This window comes from Candidatus Solirubrobacter pratensis (assembly GCF_000425945.1).
GTDB classification, from domain to species: domain Bacteria; phylum Actinomycetota; class Thermoleophilia; order Solirubrobacterales; family Solirubrobacteraceae; genus Solirubrobacter; species Solirubrobacter pratensis.
The window spans coordinates 190891-210351 of record NZ_AUEK01000011.1; the positions used below are offsets into that span (position 1 = coordinate 190891).

General features: G+C 72.8%; 13 protein-coding genes, 1 tRNA gene and 2 pseudogenes. 4 read left to right on the plus strand and 12 right to left on the minus strand.

The window, feature by feature from the left end:
• The first annotated feature begins 4 nt into the window (after nucleotides 1–4).
• A complete protein-coding gene (locus H958_RS38305) occupies nucleotides 5–1690 on the plus strand; it encodes a DEAD/DEAH box helicase (RefSeq protein ID WP_081686012.1) in 1686 nt (561 codons plus the stop codon).
• A gap of 8 nt (nucleotides 1691–1698) precedes the next feature.
• On the opposite strand, the gene H958_RS43595 is transcribed toward H958_RS38305, so the two are convergent.
• Genes H958_RS43595 through H958_RS0117925 form a run of 3 tightly spaced genes read right to left on the minus strand, consistent with a single transcriptional unit; the run spans nucleotide 1699 to nucleotide 6204 of the window.
• Nucleotides 1699–2391 carry a class I SAM-dependent methyltransferase gene (locus H958_RS43595; RefSeq protein ID WP_051324456.1) on the minus strand — a complete coding sequence of 231 codons (693 nt, stop codon included), beginning with the start codon at nucleotides 2389–2391 and terminating at the stop codon, nucleotides 1699–1701.
• A gap of 4 nt (nucleotides 2392–2395) precedes the next feature.
• Nucleotides 2396–4861: a polynucleotide kinase-phosphatase gene (locus H958_RS0117920; RefSeq protein ID WP_028059672.1), complete on the minus strand. Its 2466-nt coding sequence runs from the start codon at nucleotides 4859–4861 to the stop codon at nucleotides 2396–2398.
• Complete coding sequence (locus H958_RS0117925; RefSeq protein WP_028059673.1) at nucleotides 4858–6204, minus strand: 3' terminal RNA ribose 2'-O-methyltransferase Hen1; 1347 nt, start codon at nucleotides 6202–6204, stop codon at nucleotides 4858–4860. Before H958_RS0117925 ends, H958_RS0117920 begins: the two co-directional genes overlap by 4 nt.
• A gap of 59 nt (nucleotides 6205–6263) precedes the next feature.
• On the opposite strand from H958_RS0117925, the pseudogene H958_RS49110 reads away from it, so the two are divergent.
• Nucleotides 6264–6785: pseudogene (locus H958_RS49110) on the plus strand (class I SAM-dependent methyltransferase); the annotation flags it as partial.
• A gap of 1390 nt (nucleotides 6786–8175) precedes the next feature.
• Here the strand turns inward: H958_RS49110 and H958_RS0117940 are convergent.
• A tRNA-Gln gene (locus H958_RS0117940) sits at nucleotides 8176–8247 on the minus strand.
• A gap of 338 nt (nucleotides 8248–8585) precedes the next feature.
• Here H958_RS0117940 and H958_RS47645 point away from each other — a divergent pair.
• Nucleotides 8586–9164 carry a helix-turn-helix domain-containing protein gene (locus H958_RS47645; protein ID WP_037410540.1) on the plus strand — a complete coding sequence of 193 codons (579 nt, stop codon included), beginning with the start codon at nucleotides 8586–8588 and terminating at the stop codon, nucleotides 9162–9164.
• Between the two features lie 256 nt (nucleotides 9165–9420).
• Here the strand turns inward: H958_RS47645 and H958_RS38315 are convergent, their stop codons facing one another.
• The 6 genes from H958_RS38315 to H958_RS0117975 all read right to left on the minus strand — a co-directional run bounded on the left by H958_RS38315 (nucleotide 9421) and on the right by H958_RS0117975 (nucleotide 15193).
• Nucleotides 9421–10101, minus strand: a complete 681-nt coding sequence (locus H958_RS38315; RefSeq protein ID WP_051324457.1) for a potassium channel family protein — start codon at nucleotides 10099–10101, stop codon at nucleotides 9421–9423.
• Nucleotides 10101–10526 (minus strand): potassium channel family protein, encoded by a 426-nt coding sequence (locus H958_RS0117955; RefSeq protein WP_028059675.1) that lies wholly within the window; start codon nucleotides 10524–10526, stop codon nucleotides 10101–10103. Before H958_RS0117955 ends, H958_RS38315 begins: the two co-directional genes overlap by 1 nt.
• A 10-nt stretch (nucleotides 10527–10536) precedes the next feature.
• Entirely contained in the window at nucleotides 10537–12579 is a 2043-nt protein-coding gene (locus tag H958_RS0117960; RefSeq protein ID WP_028059676.1) for an amino acid permease, read from the minus strand.
• Nucleotides 12576–12734 carry a hypothetical protein gene (locus H958_RS47650; protein ID WP_196807415.1) on the minus strand — a complete coding sequence of 53 codons (159 nt, stop codon included), beginning with the start codon at nucleotides 12732–12734 and terminating at the stop codon, nucleotides 12576–12578. Before H958_RS47650 ends, H958_RS0117960 begins: the two co-directional genes overlap by 4 nt.
• Nucleotides 12731–14644 (minus strand): amino acid permease, encoded by a 1914-nt coding sequence (locus H958_RS38320; protein WP_051324458.1) that lies wholly within the window; start codon nucleotides 14642–14644, stop codon nucleotides 12731–12733. Before H958_RS38320 ends, H958_RS47650 begins: the two co-directional genes overlap by 4 nt.
• A gap of 66 nt (nucleotides 14645–14710) precedes the next feature.
• Nucleotides 14711–15193, minus strand: coding sequence for a carboxymuconolactone decarboxylase family protein (locus H958_RS0117975; protein WP_028059677.1), 483 nt, complete (start codon nucleotides 15191–15193; stop codon nucleotides 14711–14713).
• A gap of 47 nt (nucleotides 15194–15240) precedes the next feature.
• On the opposite strand from H958_RS0117975, the gene pdxR reads away from it, so the two are divergent.
• Nucleotides 15241–16614 (plus strand): MocR-like pyridoxine biosynthesis transcription factor PdxR, encoded by a 1374-nt coding sequence (gene pdxR / locus H958_RS0117980; RefSeq protein WP_028059678.1) that lies wholly within the window; start codon nucleotides 15241–15243, stop codon nucleotides 16612–16614.
• 375 nt (nucleotides 16615–16989) lie between these two features.
• On the opposite strand, the pseudogene H958_RS49115 reads toward pdxR, so the two are convergent.
• Together H958_RS49115 and H958_RS0117990 are read right to left on the minus strand one after the other, a co-directional pair.
• Nucleotides 16990–17244, minus strand: a pseudogene (locus tag H958_RS49115) (alcohol dehydrogenase catalytic domain-containing protein); the annotation flags it as partial.
• A gap of 102 nt (nucleotides 17245–17346) precedes the next feature.
• The gene (locus tag H958_RS0117990; RefSeq protein ID WP_028059680.1) at nucleotides 17347–19389 is read right to left on the minus strand and encodes a sodium-translocating pyrophosphatase; all 2043 of its coding nucleotides are present in this window, start codon (nucleotides 19387–19389) and stop codon (nucleotides 17347–17349) included.
• Nucleotides 19390–19461: the final 72 nt, after the last annotated feature.

Genomic DNA, 19461 nt, shown 5'->3' on the forward strand with positions numbered 1-19461 from the left:
GTCGATGCGAGGTGGTGCGCCCGCGGCGGGGAAAGATCAACGGGCTCCTAGTCTGAGTGGAGTGAGTGACACCTTCTCCGACCTCGGGCTGCGCCCGGAGCTGCTCGACGCCGTTGCCGCGCTCGGCTACGAGGAGCCGACGCCGATCCAGCGCGAGGCGATCCCGCCGCTGCTGACCGGGCGCGACCTGCTCGGGCAGGCCGCGACCGGCACCGGCAAGACGGCGGCGTTCGCGTTGCCGGTGCTCGAGCGGATCCCGCATGGCGGGTCGGGGCCCGAGCCGGCGGCGCTCGTCCTCGTGCCCACGCGCGAGCTCGCCGTGCAGGTCTCCGAGGCGATGCACAAGTACGGCCGCAAGCTCGGCACGCGCGTGCTGCCCATCTATGGCGGCCAGCCGATCGTGCGCCAGCTGCGCGCGCTCGCGCACGGCGTCGACGTCGTGGTCGCGACGCCCGGCCGCGCGCTGGACCACATCGGCCGCGGGACGCTGAAGCTCGACAAGCTGCGGATCGCCGTGCTCGACGAGGCCGACGAGATGCTCGACATGGGCTTCGCCGAGGACATCGAGGCGATCCTCGACGCGACGCCGGACGAGCGCCAGGCGGTGCTCTTCTCGGCCACGATGCCGCCACGGATCGAGCAGATGGTGCGGCGGTACCTGCGCGATCCCGTCCGGATCCAGATCGAGCGCGCGCCGGCCGGAGCCGGGGAGGCGCCGCTCGTGCGCCAGAGCGCGTACGTCGTCGCCCGTGCCCACAAGCCGGCGGCGCTCGGCCGCATCCTCGACGTCGAGGCGCCGTCGGCGGCGATCGTGTTCTGCCGCACGCGCGCCGAGGTCGACCAGCTCACGGAGACGCTCAACGGCCGCGGCTACCGCGCCGAGCCGCTGCACGGCGGCATGAGCCAGGAGCAGCGCGACCGAGTGATGGCGCGCCTGCGCGGCGAGACCGCCGATCTGATCGTCGCGACCGACGTCGCGGCGCGCGGGCTCGACATCGAGCAGCTCACCCATGTCGTCAACTACGACGTCCCATCGGCTCCCGACGCGTACGTGCACCGGATCGGACGCGTCGGCCGGGCGGGGCGCGAGGGCGTCGCCATCACGCTCGCCGAGCCGCGCGAGCACCGGATGCTCAAGACGATCGAGCGCGTGACCGGGCACAAGATCGCGATCGAGCGCGTGCCGACCGTCGCCGACCTGCGCGCGCGGCGGCTGGAGATGACGCGCGCGGCGCTGGAGGAGACGCTGCTGGACGGCGACCTGGAGCGCTACCGCGTCGTGCTCGACGCGCTGTCGGACGAGTTCGACGTCGTCGAGATCGCGCTCGCCGCGGTCAAGCTGACCCACGAGGCGACCACCGGCAACGATGCCGACGACGACGAGGAGATCCCGGAGATCGCGGCGCGACCGGACAGCCCGCAACGTCCGCGGCGCGGCGCCTCGCGCGAGCGCGTCGCGCGCATGTTCATCGGCGCGGGGCGCAGCGCGAAGATGCGCCCGGCCGACCTCGTCGGCGCGATCACCGGCGAGACGCGGCTGAGCGGGCGCGAGATCGGCGCGATCGAGATCTCGGACCGCTTCTCGCTGGTCGAGGTCCCCGAGTCGGCGATCGACGAGGTGATCGTCGCGCTGCGCCGCGGGACGATCAAGGGCAAGAAGCCGACGATCCGGCGCGATAAGGGCCGCTAGTCAACCATCTAGCCGCGCCGGAGGACCAGCAGCGCGAAGCCGAGCGTGTTCCTGCCGTCCGGGTGGTTCCAGCGGGCGCTCGAAGCGTCCAGCCAGGCGCGCAGCTGCGGGTCGGGGCGCTCGGCGTACGCGCGTTCGCCGTTGGCGGCCAGCGTCTCCTCGTATTCGGCCCAGTCCTCGCGTGAGGAGATCGCGTGCCGGACGAGCGCCCAGCCGGCGTCGATCGCGCCCGCCTCGAGATGGTCCCAGTCGGGCAGCTCGTCCGCGGTGGCGCCGAGCGCCGCGAGGTAGCCGCGGCTCGGCGGGCGCGCCCAGAACCCCTCGCCGACGAGCGCGTAGGCGAGCGGCCGTGCGAGGTCCGCGAGCACGCGCAGGGCGTCGTTCCAGCGCCCGATCGCGTGCGAGGAGCCGACGCAGCAGACGAGGTCGAAGGAGCCGGGCTCGAGCGTGACCTCCTCGAAGCGCGCCTCGTGGACCTCGTCGAGGCGCTCGCGCGCCTTCGCCGCGCGCTCCGGGTCCGGCTCGATGCCCACGCGATGGACGCCCGGCACGCGCGCGAGCAACTCGCCCGTCCCGCAGCCGATGTCGAGCGCGCGGGCGTGCAGCGGGAGCTCGAGCGCGGCGATGGCCTCGGCGATCGCCGCCTCCGAGAGCGGGTTGGCGAACGGGCGGTCGCCGTGGGTGATGACGCTGGGATTCATGGCCTCACAGGCGCGGGTCGACGGGCTCTGACTCGAGCGCGAGCACGGCGAACACGCATTCGTGCACACGGTACAGCGGCTCACGGCGGACGAAGCGCTCGAGCGCCTCGATGCCGAGGGCGAACTCGCGCGCGGCCAGCGAGCGCTTGCGGCCCAGCGAGCGGGCGCGCAGGCGGTCGAGCTGAGCCGGGTACTCGGGGCCGTAGATGATGCGCAGGTACTCGGGGCCGCGGCACTTGATGCCGGGTTGAGCGAGGCCTTTGCGACCGGTCGCGACGAACGAGGCCGGCTTGACGACCATCCCCTCGCCGCCGGCCGCGGTCAGCTCCTCCCACCACGCCGTGGCCTCGGCCTCCTGCGCGGGATCGGTGACGTCGACGAAGCGGCGCTCGGTCCGGCGGATCCACTCGGGGTCGGCCGCGACGAGCGCATCGGCGTGCTTCAGGTGCCACGCGTGCTCGCGGCCGGCGAACGCGCCGGACTCGGCGGCGAGCACGTGGAACGGAGCCACGCGCAGGTCCTCGAGGCCGGCGACGGGCCACGTGTAGCGACGGTACGCGTCGCTGTAGCGCTCCACGTGCTCGGCCCGGGTGCGCTGCCGGTCCAGGAGACCGCCCGCGTCCATCCCGCGCGCGACCGCCAGCTCGAGCGCCTGCGCGGCGGCGCCAAGGCTCGCGCGCGCGGCCGCGCCGACGGCGGCGTACTGGCGGCGGATCAGGTCCATTGCCTTCGCCGACCAGGGCAGCAGCTCGCAGTCGAGCACCACCCAGTCGGTCTGCAGGTCCTCCCACAGGCCGGCGGCGCCGATGGCCGCGCGCAGGCGCGCGAGCGCAGGCTCGGCGTCGTCGAGGAACGGCCGCCCGGTGCGGGTGTAGATCGCGCCGCTGCCGGCCGGCATGCCGAAGCGCTCGAGCGCGGCGCTCTCGTCGCGGCAGACGACCGCGATCGCCCGCGACCCCATGTGCTTCTCCTCGCACACGACGTGCGGGACGCCGGCCGCGCGGTACTCGGCGAAGACCTCGGCGGGGTGCTCGAGCAGGCCGGGGCGCGAGGAGGTGGCGGGCGGTGCCATCGTCGGCGGCAGGTACACGAGCCAGCGCGGATCGGTCGCGAAGCGGCTCATGGCCTCCAGGGCGCCCGCGGCATGCTCCTCACGCACCGTCACCTGGCGGCCGAGGCGCGTCTGCACGATCCGCTTGCCCGCGACGTCCTCGACGTCGAGCAGGAACGCGGGGCGCTCTGCCGGCGCGAGCGGCTTCGCCGGCTCGTAGTACATGCGCCGTGCGGGCACCGAGACGAGCTCGCGCTCAGGCCAGCGCAGCGCCGTGAGCGCGCCGCCGAACACGCAGCCGGTGTCGATGTTGATCGTGTTGTTGAGCCACTGCGGCTCCGCGACCGGCGTGTGGCCGTAGACGACCGCCGCGGGACCGCGGTAGTCGGCCGCCCAGGCCCCGCGGACCGGCAGGCCGTACTCATCCGTCTCGCCGGTGGTCTCGCCGTAGAGCGCGAAGTCGCGCACGCGGCCGGAGGCGCGGCCTTGGTAGGCCTGCTTCATGCCGGCGTGGGCGACGACGAGCCGTCCGCCGTCGAGCACCGCGTGGCTGACGAGGCCGTCCAGGAAGTCGCGCGCCTGGTCGCGGAAGGCGTCCGGCTCGCGCTCCAGCTGGGCGAGCGTCTCGGCGAGGCCGTGCGTGATCTGCACGTTGCGGCCCTTGAGCTTGCGCACGAGCTTGGCGTCGTGGTTGCCGGGCAGGCAGATCGCGTCCGGCATGCCCATGACGAGCTTGAGCACGTCCGGGGTCGCGGGCCCGCGGTCGACGTAGTCGCCGACGAACACCGGCCGGCGGCCGTCCGGGTGGCGCCCGTCGACGTAGCCGAGCTTGGTCAACAGCGCCTGGAGCTCCGCGTGGCAGCCGTGGACGTCGCCGATGACGTCGAACGGCCCGTGCTCCGCGCTGCGGTCGGTCCACAGCGGGCTGCGCGAGATCACGGCGTCGTCTGTGTCCGTGAGCACCCACGTGCGGCGGAAGCCCTCGCGCTGGAGGTTGCGCAGCGAGCGCTCGAGCTCGGCGCGCTTGCGGCGCACGACGTGCGGGCCAAAGACGCGGTCGGGACGAGCGGCGTTGCGCTCGTGGCACAGGCGCTCCGGCGCGTCGAGCGCGATCGCGACCGCGAACAGGTCGTGCTCGCGCGCGAGCTCCAGCAGCGGCTTGCGCGACTCACGTTGCACGTTCGTCGCGTCTATCACCGTCAGGCGGCCGTTGCGCAGCCGCCGGCGCGCGATCTCGTGGACCGCGAAGGCGTCCTTGGTCGCGCTCTGGTCGTTCTCGTCGTCGGCGACGAGGCCGCGGCAGGAGTCCGACGAGATGACCTCGGTCGGCTTGAAGTGGCGCTTGGTGAAGGTGCTCTTGCCCGAGCCGCTGGCGCCCATCAGGACGACAAGGCTCGGGCTGGGAAGGTCGATCCTCATCGCTCGAACACCGCCATCTGGGTCGGAGGGCCGGCCTCGGGGTCCTCCGGGCCGACGGGGAGGTGACGCACGCGGTAGCCGTGCCGGCCGGCGACGCCGTCCGCCCACGCGGCGAACTCCGCGCGCGTCCACTCGAAGCGGTGGTCGGCGTGGCGGAACCGCCCGGCCGGCAGCGTCTCCCACATGCGGTTGTACTCCGCGTTGGGCGTCGTCACGACGACCGTGGCGGGCATGGCGGACGCGAAGACGTTCAGCTCGGCGGCCTCCAGGCGCGGCGGATCGAGGTGCTCGATCACCTCCACCAGGGCGGCGGCGTCGAAGCCCTGCAGGCGCCGGTCGCGGTACGTGAGCGGGCTCTGGATCAGGCGCACGCGGTCGTCGTGGCGCAGGTCGAGCTTGAGCCGCCGCGCGGCGATCTCCAGTGCCCGCGCGGACACGTCGACGCCGACGATCTCGTCATAGCCGTCGCGCAGCAGGCGCTCGAGCAGGGCGCCGGCGCCGCAGCCGAGGTCCAGGACGCGGCGGGCCCCGGAGGCCTTGAGCACCGCCTGCACGCTGCCGAGCCGCTGGTCGCGCAGCGAGACGCGCTCCTCGAGTTGCTCCTCGCGCGGATCCTCGGTGACCGGCGCCGCCTCGTCGAGCGCGGCGAGCGCCGAGTGGTACAGCCGCCGCTCGTGCTTGAGATAGCGGCGCGCGATCAGATCGCGCTCGGGGTGCGCGGGCAGCCAGCCCTCGCCGCGACGCAGCAGCTTCCCGATCTCGCTCTCGTCGACCCAGTAGTGCTTCTCGTCGTCGAGCACGGGAAGCAGCACGTGGAGGTGGGTGAGGAGATCGGCGAGGCGGACGGTCGCGGTGAGGCGCAGCGCGACGTGGCGGCTCACGCCCCAGTCGAGCTCGAGCGCGAGCGGGGTGACCTCGACGCCGTAGCCGAGCGGCTCGAACAGCCGGCGCACGAGGCTTTCGCCGCCGCGGGCGGGGACGGCGGGCAGCTCGGCGACGAGCGGGATGGCGGTGCGCGCCAGCTCCTCCCGGCCCTTGCACGTGCCGTCCAGCGCGCTCTTGTACACGTGCGTGAGCGCGACGCTCAGCAGCGACGACGCGACGTACGGGCGATCATTGACGTACTGCGCGAGCGCGAACGAGCTCCTGCCTCTGCGCACCAGGCCGACCGGGTCGACCTCGAGCAGCAGCGCGGCGGTGCACCGCTCCTCGGACGCCTCGGGGTAGAAGACGTGGGCGGCGCCGAACGGCACCGTGAATCGCTGGACGCGGTCCGGGTGCTTGTGCAGCAGGTACCCGAGGTCGGTCGCGGGCCGATGCGTAGTGGTGAGCGAGAGCAGCACGGCCCGGGACCGTAGCGGGCGTTTTGCCCTGGGACCGGGTTCGAGCCATGATTGCCGTCATGGCGGACCATCGCGAGACGACGCGGCGGCAGTTCGCGCTTCAGGCGGCGACCTTCGAGAGCCCGACGTACCTCTTCACCGACGAGCGCATCCTCGAGTGGATCTCGAGCCATGTGGACGTGCGCTCCGGCGACCGGGTGCTGGACGTCGCCGGCGGCACCGGTGCGCTCGGGCGGCATCTGGTCGGTCGTGCGTCCTCCTGCGTGGTGCTCGACCTCGTCCCGGAGATGCTCGCCGCGGCGCCGAAGCGGCCCGACGTCCTCTACGTGCTCGGCGACGCCTCGGCGATGCCGTTCGCAGACGCGCAGTTCGACCTGGTCGTCTCGCGCTTCGCGGTCCACCACCTCGACGATCCGGTCGCGGCGTTCCGCGAGATGGCGCGGGTCGGGGTGGCGCGAGCGCGGGTCGCGATCGTCGACATGGTCGACGGCGGGTTCGCACACAACGAGCTCGAGCGCCTGCGGGACCCGAGCCACGTCGCGGCGCTGAGCCGGGAGCGGCTGCTGGAGCTGGTGGGCGACGCGGGCTTCGACGCGGCGGTGGTCTCCGAGCACGAGCACCGGATCGACGCCGAGCGCTGGCTCGCGCAGGCACACGGCGCTCCGGAGCCTGTCCGCGAGGCGCTGCGGGCCGAGGCGTCGGGCGGCGCCGAGACGGGGTTGCGCGCACGGTTCGCCGGCGACGCGCTCGAGATCACGCAGACGTGGTCGTGGCGGGCGGGGTCAAGGCCGCGCGGTAGGTGGGTGGTGCGTCGCTTCGACCTCGGGCGCGCGTTCCGGGTCGGCCGGCTCGGCGGGCTCGCGGCCACGGTCGGCCCACGCGCGGATCGTCCGCTCGTGCGCGGACCTCGGGCGCGGGGCGTTCCGGGATCGGCGAACGGCGCGGGTAAGGGATGCGGGTCGATCCGGCTCGGCGGGCCGACGGTCGCGGACGGTCCGCTCGTGCGGGAACCTCGGGCGCGCGCGTTCCGGGATCGGCGAACGGTGCGGGTAAGGGATGGGGGCGGGCTGACGATCACGATCGATCATCGCGGTGGTGGGTTCGCGCATGTTCGATCATCCTCGCGCGGGTTCTCCGAGGGGTGCCTCACGAACCTTCGAACTATTCGAAGGTTTGTGAGGCACCCCCTCGCCTCGCGCCCCCGAACGATCATGAACCGATCACGCGGCCCCGCGAACCCCGCCGGCAACCTGACCCGCTCCCTTACCAGCGCAGTTCGCCGGACCTGCCGGGCCGCGGGGAGAAGAGGCGCCGCACGCCGGGGGGTCGCGACGTGGCGAGCCGCGGCCGCGCGTGCGTCCGGCCACGGCCAGGCGGCGCGAGCGCAGCGAGGCGAGACGAGCGCGGCCGAGGCGCCACCCCGGCGCAGCGGACGAGACGAGGCGCGGCGCGCCCGGAGATCGGGACGCCGCGAGATCACCGCGCGCGAGGAGCGCGCGACCCGCGGCGCAGCGGACGAGACAAGGCGCGGCGCGCCCGGACATCGGGGCGCGGCGAGATCACCGCGCGCGCGGAGCGCGCGACTCGGACGCAGCGGACGAGACGAGGCGCGTTGCGCCCCGACATCGGGACGCGGCGGGAATCACGCGCGCGCGAGGAGCCGCCCGCGGAGCGCGACGGACCGCGCCGCCTCCCGGGTCAAGGTCGGCGTCTTCGCCGGGTCCGCGTCGGAGCACCGCCACCGCCCCGGCACCTGGCCGACCGCGGCTCTCGCTGCCGTCGCCGCTCGGCCTGGACATCGCGCCGGCACACCGGCGCGAACGACGCGCTGCGGGCTGGCGAACTGCACGCTGTCACCCACGAACCGCTCGGTACTGCATAGCGCCCCCGGTCGAGTCGGCGGCGGCTCCTCACCACTCGAGAAAGGCGAACGGCCCCGGAGACGGGGCCGTTTCTCTGTCTGCATGGGAGCTGCCGGGCAGGGACTCGAACCCCAACTACCAGAGCCAGAATCTGGCGTGCTGCCAATTACACCACCCGGCAACGTGTCGGCCGAGCAGTATAGGACCCAGGTACCCGGACGGTGCGGTCCGAAGTGCTTCCTGGAAGGTATGCTCAGCGCTACATTGGTGGAGGGAAGTGCCTTGGACGGTGAACAGGGCGCCTACACCTTCCGACAACGAGGGACGGCTCGAATGGCGGACGCCGGAAACGGCTCAGTACAGCTCTTGGAGGCAGACCCTGAGCTCGCGCGTGGGCTGGATCCACGGCGCGTGCGCGAGGTCAGCCAGCGCTTGTTCGCGCGCGCGATCGACGTGCCACGTGGAACGTGGTCACCAGGCAGGGCACTCAGCGGCGGAAGCCAGCCGATAGGCCTGCTCGTGCTCGACGGACTGCTCGTGCGCGAAGCGATCGTCGGCGACCATCCGTGCGCGGAGCTGCTGGGTCCGGGCGACCTGCTCCGCGCCTGGGACGACCGCGACGCGGAGGTCCTGCTCCCGCGCACCGTCGAGTGGGCCGCGCTCAGCGCCGTCCGCCTCGCCGTGATCGACCAGGCCCTCGCGGTGCGGGCCGCGCAGTGGCCTGAGATCTTCGCCTCGCTCGTGGAGCGCGCCGCCCGGCGCGCGGAGCGGCTGGTGGTGATGCAGGCGATCGCGCATCTCACGCGCGTGGACGACCGCCTGCTGGCGCTCCTGTGGTGCCTGGCGGAGCGCTGGGGCCGCGTGGCGCCAGGCGGCGTGGTCGTCTCGCTCCGGCTCCCCCACCGCACGCTCGCGGGCATGGTCGGCGCACGCCGGCCCTCCGTGACGACCGCGCTGGGCCAGCTGATCAGCCGCGGGGAGATCGAGCGCCGGCCCGACGGTGGCTGGCTGCTGCGCGGCGAGCCGCCCGAGGCGCGCCAGCGCCCGACGCACGACGCGCCGGGCACCACGTTCCACCCTCACTCCGCCTCCGCCTAGCTCGCGGAGTCAGAGAGACGCGCGAGTTCGCAACGGCGTTGCGAGCTCGCGCGGCGCCGGCCGAACTCGCCGCCGCATCGCCCCCTGGACGATGCGGCGGTGGCGACCCGCTCCCGGAAGGAGCGGGCCGCCGGCCGCTCGCGTCGCCAATGCCCACTGGGCCCAGGGCGGAGGGGTGCCCTTGTTTGCAGGCCGGACGCCTTGCGTCCGGGCGACGGCGAGATCGTCTCGTAGCGAATGGTACGGGACGGACGCCTTATCCGCGTCCGTTTCCGCCCACAAATTGCGCCGTAATGTCTTGCTCGATCCCCGGATCGAGCACGACGAGGACCTCATCACCCGCCTCGACGACCGTATCGGCCTTCGGAACGAAGCCGGATCCGTTGCGCAGGACCGAGATCACGAGCGCTCCCTCGGGCAGTCCCATCTCGGCCACCGCGCGGCCCGCGGCGGGCGCGTCCTCGCTCACCACCAGCTCGATGATCTCGAGCCGCTCCTCGGGCAGGTCGAGCAGGTGGACGAGGCCGTAGCGCGGCACCTCGTGCTCGATCAGGCGCAGGATCAGGTCGGTGGCGCTGACCGCCGGCTGGATCCCGAGCAGCTTGAAGTGGTCCAGGTTCCGCGGGTTGTTGACGCGGGCGATGATCCGCTCGCACAGGTACTTCTCCTTCGCGACCTGGCAGATCAGCAGGTTGTCCTCGTCGTCGCCGGTCACGGCGACCACCAGGTCGGCGCGCTGGATGCCGGCGCGCTCGAGCACCCACAGCTCGGTCGCGTCGCCGTACTGCACCGCGTGCTCGAGCTCCTGCTCGACGGTGAGGTAGCGGCGCCGGTCCTGCTCGATGCAGGTGACCTCGTGGCCCTTCTCGAGCAGCTCGCGCGCGAGGTTCCAGCCGACCTTGCCGGCGCCGGCGATGATCACGTAGAGACCGGCCATCAGCGGTCCGCGAGCGCCGCCTGTTGAAGCTGCTCGATCGCGATCTGCGTCGGGCAGATGGTCTGCAGCCCCTGCTCGGAGTACCAGGCGGCGCGACGCGGGTCGAGCACGCGCGCGATCACGCGGTCGACGCGGAAGCGCCGCTGCGCGATCTGCGCGACCACGAGGTTCGTATTGTCGCCGTTGGTCGAGGCGATGAAGACCTCGGCGTCCTCGATCCCGGCCTCGAGCAGCGCGTCGACCTCGAGCGCCGTCCCGATCGTGAAGCGGCCACCGGCCTCCTCCCAGGAGCGCCCGAGCTCCACGTCCAGGCGCTCATGCGACAGCGGATCCTCGTCGAGGACCGAGACGGTATGACCTTGTTGCAGCGCAGAGGTTGCGAGCGCCGACCCCACGCGGCCCGCTCCGACGACCAGCACGAACACGAGCGAGAGCCTAGCGTCCCGCCGCCGGATCGGACACGCCGTCGCTCTCAGGCGCCGCGAGCGGGTGGCCGAGCGGCGTGGGGAGCTGCTGGGGCACCGGCCCCATCGGATCGATCTGGATCGGCCTGCCGTCCGTGCGCGCGGGCGGGGCGGTCAGGATCACGCGGCAGGGCGCCTTGTTGACGACGTAGCGCGTCGTCTCCCCCACGACCGTGTCGTGCAGCCCCGGCTTGCCGCCGAGCCGCAGGCCGCCGCCCACGCGCGTCGGCTCCTCGGCGGCCAGGACGACCGCCTCCACGCCGCGCCGCTTGGCCTCGTGGACGATCGCCTCGCCCGCGCGCCGGGCGCGCACGACCGCCGTCGCGACCTCCACGCCCTCGTACTCCTCGCCCACCGCCTTCGCCCGCTTGAGCGCGCCACGGGCGCGCTTGAGCTCCTCGTCGGGCACGCGGGCGTCGAGCGGGAGCGCCATCGGCACCTCGAAGATCCACAGCGCCTCGATCACCGCGCCGCCCTCCCCCTCGCCGGCGTCGTCGGCGGCGAGCCGGCCGGCGGTCTGCATGATGTCGTCGTCGAGCGGCGTGCCGAGGATCGGGACGAGCATCGAGCCGTACTCGGCCTCGGCGGAGCGCCGCGTCAGCGCCGTCTCGGGGACGGTCACGCGCTTGAGCACCGGCTTGCCCTGCGAGGTGCGGTAGCCGACGTAGAGGGCGATCCCGGACCCCATCCACACCAGGCCGACCCAGCGGGCGCCGCCGTGCTCGGCCAGCAGCGCGACGAACGCGAGCGCCGACAGCACCACGCAGAGCGCGCCGAGGACGGGCAGGTCGCCCCCCATGAAGCGCACGTTGAGCGGCATCCGATACGGGCGGTCGCGGTCCGGCTCCTTGTAACGCAGCCGCACGACCGACAGCCCGACGATGAAGAACGCGAGCGTCGCGCCGAACGCGCAGATCGCGGCGAGGAACTCGAGGTCGGCCGGGATCAGCAGCCCGATCGCGGCGATCGCGCCGAAGCAGATGATCACCACGGGCGTCGCGCGGCTCGACTGCAGGTAGCCGATCCGCGAGGGGATCTGGCGGTTGACGGCGAGCGAGTAGCCCAGGCGCGAGAGCCCGAGCATCGCCGACTGGGCGGCGGCGGTGAGGATCGCCACGGCCGAGATGGCGACGACGTAGCGCAGCACGTCGCGCAGCCACGCCTGCTCGAACGCGTCGGCGATGCCGACCATCGGCGCCTCGACCCAGCGCCCGCCGGTCTGCGGCAGCACCGAGGAGGCGACGAGCGCGATCCCGACGTAGGGCACGACCGCGGCGATCAGCCGTACGCCGATCAGCCGCCGCAGGCCCTTACGGCCGATCGCCACCTGGCCGGCGAGGCCGGACGACGCATCGATGCCGCTGAACGCGACCAGCACGAGCGGGAAGGTGAACACGACGTCCTGAAGGTCGGGCGAGCCGGCCACCTGGGCGGGGTGGGTGAGGACCTGCGGCTCGAACAGCAGCGCGAGCCCGAGCACGACGAACAGCAGCTGCACCAGCAGGTCGGCGAGCACGATCACGGCGACGCGGTCATAGCGGCGCGGCCCGGCGCCCCGGATCGCCACGAGCGCGACGTACAGGACCACCACGGCGGCGGTGCCGAACTCCACCAGGCCCGAGTCGAAGCCGTGCCAGAACGTGCCGAGGTAGTCGGTCGTTGCGAACGCGCACAGCGCGACCAGGATCAGGTAGTCGAGGCAGATCGCCCAGCCGGCGATGAAGCTCGCCAGCTCGTTGAACGCGTAGCGTGCGAGCACCGTCACGCCGCCGCGCTCCTGGTGCAGCGACGCGCCTTCGACGTAGCAGGGCACGATCACGGCGAACATCAGCGCGCCGACCAGGAACACGACCCAGGTCAGCCCGAGCGCGCGCTCGGCGACGAGCCCGACCGAGAAGTAGATCGAGGCGGCGATGAAGCCCTGGACGATCCCGAACAGCGCCGGGCTCCCGAGCTGCCGGCGCAGGCCGGGCGGCTCGAGCGCGTGGTCGAGCTTGGTGAAGTGCTCCCTCACCGCCGCAGCTCCATGAACAGCCGCGCGGCCCCGGCGGCCATGAAGAGGACGCCGAAGATGATCCCGACGGCGAGCGCGCCGCCGCCGAGGGAGACCGTGCGCACGATCAGGACCACGCCGATCAGGATCATCAGGCTCGAGAGTGCGCGCGTCATGCATGCACCTGCTGCAGCGCCGCCCGGTGCTTGTAGTCGCTCGAGTCCGGCTGGCTCTCGATGATCACGCGGCACGGGCGCTCGGCCAGCACCGTCTCGAGCGTCTTGCCGAACAGCGATGCGCCGTTGATTCGCCGCGGCAGCGGCATCACGATCGCCGCCGCGCGCATGTCGACGGCCTCCTCGATGATGCGCCGGCCCGCCTGTCCAGAGCGGATCTTCTCCATGTGCCCGGACACGCGCGCGCCCGCCTGCACCCTGGCCTGCTCGATCAGCGACTCGGCGGCCGCCTCCGCCTCCGGCATCCGCGCGCTGATCGGCAGCGTCGCCGGCACGGTGACGAGCGCGAGCACGTGGATCCCGCGCCGCCGGCGCGCCGCGAGCTTGGACGCCGTCGCCATCACCGACCCGTCGTAGACGCCGTCGGCGAGCGGGACCAGCACGGAGTCGTACTCCGCCTCGTGATCGACCACCGGCTGCGGGATCGCGACCTTGTGCGTCGAGGTCAGGTCGAGCCCGTGGCGACGGCGGAAGAGGTAGTAGACGATGACCCCGAGGATCAGCCAGCCGGTGCCGAAGGCCGCGACCGGCAGGTTCAGCACGACGACCACCACGAAGGAGATCGCGGTGAAGGCGCCGCCGACGATCGCGAACAGCGGCAGCTCCACCCCGTGCCACGTCACGTTCCCGGGACCCTTGTAGGAGCGTGGGAAGTCGGGCTTGGAGAAGCGCAGCCTGATGACCGAGACGTGCGCCATCGTGAACGACAGCAGCGCGCCGAACGAGTACACGCTGCCGAGGAACCTCGCCTGACCGGGCAGCGTGACGAGGATCGCGAACCCCGAGAAGACGACGATCCCGATCCATGGGGTGCGGAAGCGCGGGTGCAATCGGCGCAGGGCGTCCGGCATCTGGCGATGGATGCCCATCGAGTAGACGAGCCGGCTGATGCCGATCAGGCCCGCGTTGGTCGCGAGGAAGAGGATCGTCGCGGCCAGCAGGCCGACGTAGATCTCGAGCGGGTGCTGGAGCGCGCCGAGGTCCAGCTGGCGCACGACGCCGAGCACCGGGTCGCCCGCGAAGCCGCCCTTGTCGTCCGGCAGGCCGAGCAGCGTCTGGTACTCGCCGTCGACCAGCTTGACCGGCAGCGCCGAGAGCGCGACGGCCGGAAGCGTGAAGTAGATCGCGAAGACGGCCAGCCGCACGCGCGCGATCGCGCTCGGGATCGTGTGCGCGTAGTCCTTGGCCTCCTCGGACATGTTGGAGACCGTCTCGATCCCGGTGTAGGCGAGCATCCCGATCGGGATCGCGAGGATGAAGTTCGTCCACGTCGGCGCGCTGCCCCAGTGGATGTTGTCGACCAGCGTCGACGGCGAGAACACCAGGATCACGCCGAGGATCACCAGCAGCACCTGCGTCAGGAAGTCGATCACCGCGAGCAGGACGTTGACCCCGGTGGACTCCTTGACGCCGACGATGTTGATCAGCCCCAGCACGGCGATCATCGCGCAGGCGAAGACCGTGTCGCCGGGGCCGTGGCGCAGCGCCTCCCAGAACAGTCCGCCGAGGTAATGCGGGACGAAGAACGCCGAGGTGGCGATCGTCGCCACGTAGGTCAGCATCTGCGCCCACGCGGCGAAGAACGACCAGAACTCGTTGAAGGCGCGCCGCGCGAAGCTCGAGGAGCCGCCCGCCTCCGGGTACATCGTCGTCGCCTCGGCGTAGCTCGCGGCCGTGCAGAGGAAGAAGAACCCGGTGATGATGAAGACGATCGGGGTCAGGCCCAGCGCGTAGGAGGCGACCAGGCCCAACGCGTAATAGATCGACGAGCCCACGTTCCCGTAGGCGGTCGAGAAGAGGGCGTTGACCCCCAGGACCCGTTCGAGGCCTTCCAGCCGGCGTCTAGCCATCCGTGCCGGCGATTCTAGGATCAGGACCGGCTGCGCGGGCGCGCGGGGCGCAACCGGCCGCGGAGCCTAAGGTTCGTAGGAGCCCGGCACCCACGCCCGCGACGCCACTGCGAGTGCGTTCCAGGCGTTGATCGTGACGATCAGGCTCAGCAGCGCGGCGACCTCGCCCTCGCCGTACTCCGCCGCCACGGCGTCGTAGGCCTCCGGCGGGACGTGGCCGTCCGCCACCAGCGTCACGGCCTCGGTGAACGCCAGCGCGGCGCGCTCGCGGGCACTGAAGAACGGCGTCTCCCGCCACGCCGGCAGGGCGTAGATGCGCTGCTCGGTCTCGCCGATCGCGCGCGCGTTCTTGGTGTGCATGTCGATGCAGTACGCGCAGCCGTTGATCTGCGAGGCGCGGATGCGCACCAGGTCGCGCAGCTTCGGGTCGAAGTCGACCTTGTCGAGCTGCTTCGTGGCGGCGTTGTCCAGGTGCGACATCGCGCGATAGAAGTCGTGCGCGTGCGCGTCGAAGTCGAGCCGGACCGGAACTTCCGTCGTCGTGGTCATGGCCTCCACGTTAGGCCTCCGGCGGCCCAGCGTTAAGGTCCATTCACGTGACGAGATCGTGGGCCATTTCCGGCGTCGACGTGCACCTCGCGGTCTCCGGCCCCGGCGTGCGCGCAGGGCTGGAAGCGGCGCTGCGCGAGGCCGTGCGGACGGGCCGGCTGACGCCCGGCACGCGCCTGCCGTCCTCGCGCGCGCTCGCGCACGACCTCGGGGTCGCCCGCAACACCGTCGCCGACGCCTACGGCCAGCTGGTCGCGGAGGGCTGGCTGATCGCCCGCCAGGGCTCCGGGACCCGCGTCGGCTCGCGCGCCGCGGACGCGCGCGGCGAGAAGACGGGCGCGCCCGAGGCCGCCTCCCCCGCCCCGCGCTTGGACCTGCGCCCCGGCACGCCCGACCTCGCCGCGTTCCCGCGCGCAGCCTGGGTCGCCGCCACCCGCCGGGCGCTGGCGACCGCGCCGTACGACGCGCTCGGGTACGGCGACCCGCGCGGGCGGCCGGAGCTGCGCGGCGCGCTCGCCGCCTATCTGGCCCGCGCCCGCGGCGTCGACGCCTCCGCCGACCGGATCGTGATCGTCTCCGGCTTCACGCAGGGCCTGGCGTTGCTGTGCGACGTGCTGCGCGCCCGCGGCGCCCGCACGCTGGGGCTCGAGGCGTACACCCTTCCCGACCACCGCGATGCCGCCGCCGCGCACGGCTTCGGGATCGCGCCGCTGACGATCGACGACGGCGGTGCCGTCCTGCAGGACGCCGACGCGGCCGTGCTGACGCCCGCGCACCAGTTCCCGCTCGGTCCGCCGCTCGCGCCGGAGCGGCGCGCCGCCGCGGCCGCGTGGGCGCGCGACCGGCTGGTGATCGAGGACGACTACGACGGCGAGTTCCGCTACGACCGCCAGCCGCTCGGGGCGATGCAGGCGCTCGCGCCCGAGCACATCGTCTACGCGGGCACGGCGAGCAAGACGCTCGCGCCGGGCCTGCGGCTGGCGTGGCTGGTCCTCCCCGCGCGGCTCGTTGACGACGTGGTGGGCGCGAAGCTGCGCGCGGACCGCAACTCGAGCGCGCTCGACCAGCTCGTGCTCGCGGAGCTGATCGCCTCCGGCGGCTACGACCGTCACGTCCGCCGCGCCCGGCTCGCCTACCGGCGCCGCCGCGACCGGCTCGTGGCGGCGCTGCGGCGCGACGCCCCGCGGGTACGGATCGCGGGCGTCGCCGCCGGGCTGCACGCGCTGCTCGAGCTCCCGCCCGGCGAGCACGAGCAGGAGGCCGTCGCGCGCGCCGCGGCGCACGGCGTCGCGGTGATGGGGCTCGACACCTTCCGGATCGGCGGCCCGCGGCACGGGCCCGCGCTCGTCGTCGGCTACGCGACGCCGCCCGAGCACGCGTTCACGTCCGCGCTCGCCCGGCTCACGGCGGCCGTCAGCTAATCGACACGCGGCGATCGCCGCCGCCAGGCTCGCGCCGCCGGCGGACTCGAGGATCAGGTCGTAGGGACCGCCTCCGGCCTCGGCGATCACCTCCGCCGCCCCGCGCTCGCGCAGCCGCTCGGCCTCGGCGGCGCGCGCGACGGCGGTCACGCGCGCGCCCGACAGCTTCGCGAGCTGGACGGCGAACGTGCCGACGCCGCCCGAGGCGCCCGTCACGAGCACGCGGCGGCCGAGCAGCGAGCCGCCGCGGCGGATCGCGTTGACCGCGGTCGTCGCCACCATCGGGATCGCCGCGGCGGCCGTGAACCGGACGCCGTCGGGCAGCGGCGCGATCCGGTGCGCAGGCACGGCGGCGTACTGCGCCCAGCCGTGCCAGTCGGCCAGCGCGGCCACGCGCGTGCCGGCGGGCGGGCCGCTGCCCTCGGCGGCCGGGCGCTCGACCACGCCCGCGATGTCCTGGCCGGGGATCCAGTCCTCGCGCGCGGCCAGCAGCCGCAGCTCGCCGCGGTTGAGCGCGAAGGCGCGGACGGCGATCAGCGCCTCGTCGGGCGCGGGCTCGGGGACGGGCACGTCCTGGAACTCGATCCACCCGGGACCGTTGGGCGTGGAGACGGCGGCTTGCATGCTCATGCCCCACAGGAGACCAAGCCCGCGCCGCGCGACCAAGAGCCGCGCCGGCTCGACCTCGCGGACGAGGTCGAGCCGTTGCCGCGCTGCGCAGCCTGCGCAGGGCTACGCGATGAGCGGGATGATTAGGAGGGCGACGATGTTCGCCACCTTGATCATCGGGTTGATGGCAGGCCCGGCGGTGTCCTTGAAGGGATCGCCCACCGTGTCACCGGTGACCGACGCGGCGTGTGCCTCAGAGCCCTTGCCGCCGTGCGCGCCGTCCTCGATCAGCTTCTTCGCGTTGTCCCACGCGCCGCCGCCCGAGGTCATCAGCACGGCGAAGAAGAGCCCGACGACGATGACGCCGATCAGCAGGCCGCCGAGCATGGTGTCCGAGAGGAGGCCGACGATCAGCGTGATCACGATCGGGATCAGCGACGGGATGATCATCTCGCGCTGCGCCGCGCGGGTCACGATGTCCACGCACGTGCCGTACTCCGGCTGCTCGGTGCCGTCCATGATGCCCGGCTTCTCGCGGAACTGGCGGCGGACCTCCTCCACGACCGCGCCGCCGGCGCGGCCGACCGCCTCCATCGAGAGCGAGGCGAACAGGCAGACCATCATGCCGCCGATCAGCAGGCCCATGAGGACGTGCGGGTCGTCGAGCAGGAACTGGATCGGCCTGCCGAGCTCGTCCTGAAGCTCGATCTTGAAGGCGGCGAAGAGCACCAGAGCGGCGAGCGCCGCGGAGCCGATCGCGTAGCCCTTGGTGACGGCCTTGGTGGTGTTGCCCACCGCGTCCAGCGGGTCCGTCACGTTGCGGACGTCCTCGGGCATCTCCGCCATCTCGGCGATGCCGCCGGCGTTGTCGGTGATCGGGCCGAAGGCGTCGAGCGCGACGATCAGGCCGCAGAGCGACAGCTGCGCCATCACGGCGACGGCGATGCCGTAGATGCCGGCGAGCTCGTTGGAGCCCCAGATCGCGAGGACGATCACGATCGCCGGCGCGGCGGTCGCCTGCAGGCCCTGCGCGAGGCCCTGGATGATGTTCGTCGCGTGGCCGGTCTCGGACGCGCGCGCCGTCGACCGCACCGGAGCGAAGCGCGTCGAGGTGTAGTAGTCGGTGATGACGAACAGCGCGCCGGTCACGGCGAGGCCGATCAGCGCGCAGAAGTAGATGTCGGTCCACGCCGGCGCGCCGGCGCCGGGCAGGTCGTCCATCATCCAGTTGGTCACCGGGATGAACAGCAGCGCCGAGATGACGCCGGCCAGGATCACGCCCTGATAGAGCGCGCGCTCGACATTGCCCGAGGCGGACTTGACCGCGAACGTGCCGATGATCGACGCGATGATCGAGACGGCGCCGAGGATCAGCGGGAACATCACGACCGTCGAGGCGCCCGGGAACGTCAGGACGCCGAGCAGCATGACGGCGACCGCCGTCACGGCGTAGGTCTCGAACAGGTCGGCCGCCATGCCGGCGCAGTCGCCGACGTTGTCGCCCACGTTGTCGGCGATCACGGCCGGGTTGCGCGGGTCGTCCTCGGGGATGCCGGCCTCGATCTTGCCGACGATGTCGGCGCCGACGTCGGCGCCCTTGGTGAAGATGCCGCCGCCCAGACGGGCGAACACCGAGATCAGCGAGCCGCCGAAGCCGAGGCCGATCAGCGCGTCGACGGCCTTCTTGGTCTCGACGTCGAAGATCCAGGTGAGGATCCCGTAGTAGCCGGCGACGCCGAGCAGCGCGAGCCCGACGACGAGCATGCCGGTCACCGCGCCGCCGCGGAACGCGACGTCGAGCGCCTTGCCGATGCCGCCGCGCGCCGCCTCGGCGACGCGCGCGTTGGAGCGCACCGACACGTTCATGCCGATGAAGCCCGCCGCCGCGGACGAGAGCCCGCCGATCGCGAACCCGATCGCGACCTCGATGTTCTGCAGCGGGATGAGCGCGATGAACAGGATCACGCCGACGATGCCGATCGTCGTGTACTGGCGCCGCAGGTAGGCCTGCGCGCCTTCCTGAACGGCGGCGGACAGCCGCTGCATGGTCTCGTTCCCTGGCGACAGGGCGAGCAGCGAGCGCGTCGTCAGCACGCCGTACGCCACGGCGAGCAACGCGCAGACGACGGCGATCAAGGCGCCGTGGTCGGACAGGAAATCTGACAAAGGAACCCCTCTGGACTCAGACAAAGCAGAAACGGCAGCCCGGGGAGGGCCGCCGTGGAGCGCGGGGAGTCT

What these genes read in the sequence shown, in the direction of transcription:
- H958_RS38305 (WP_081686012.1), top strand. Translation starts at nt 5, where the DNA reads ATGCGAGGTGGTGCGCCCGCGGCGGGGAAAGATCAACGGGCTCCTAGT.
- H958_RS43595 (WP_051324456.1), bottom strand. Translation starts at nt 2,391, where the DNA reads ATGAATCCCAGCGTCATCACCCACGGCGACCGCCCGTTCGCCAACCCG.
- H958_RS0117920 (WP_028059672.1), bottom strand. Translation starts at nt 4,861, where the DNA reads ATGAGGATCGACCTTCCCAGCCCGAGCCTTGTCGTCCTGATGGGCGCC.
- H958_RS38315 (WP_051324457.1), bottom strand. Translation starts at nt 10,101, where the DNA reads ATGGCCGGTCTCTACGTGATCATCGCCGGCGCCGGCAAGGTCGGCTGG.
- H958_RS47650 (WP_196807415.1), bottom strand. Translation starts at nt 12,734, where the DNA reads ATGACGCGCGCACTCTCGAGCCTGATGATCCTGATCGGCGTGGTCCTG.
- H958_RS38320 (WP_051324458.1), bottom strand. Translation starts at nt 14,644, where the DNA reads ATGGCTAGACGCCGGCTGGAAGGCCTCGAACGGGTCCTGGGGGTCAAC.
- H958_RS0117975 (WP_028059677.1), bottom strand. Translation starts at nt 15,193, where the DNA reads ATGACCACGACGACGGAAGTTCCGGTCCGGCTCGACTTCGACGCGCAC.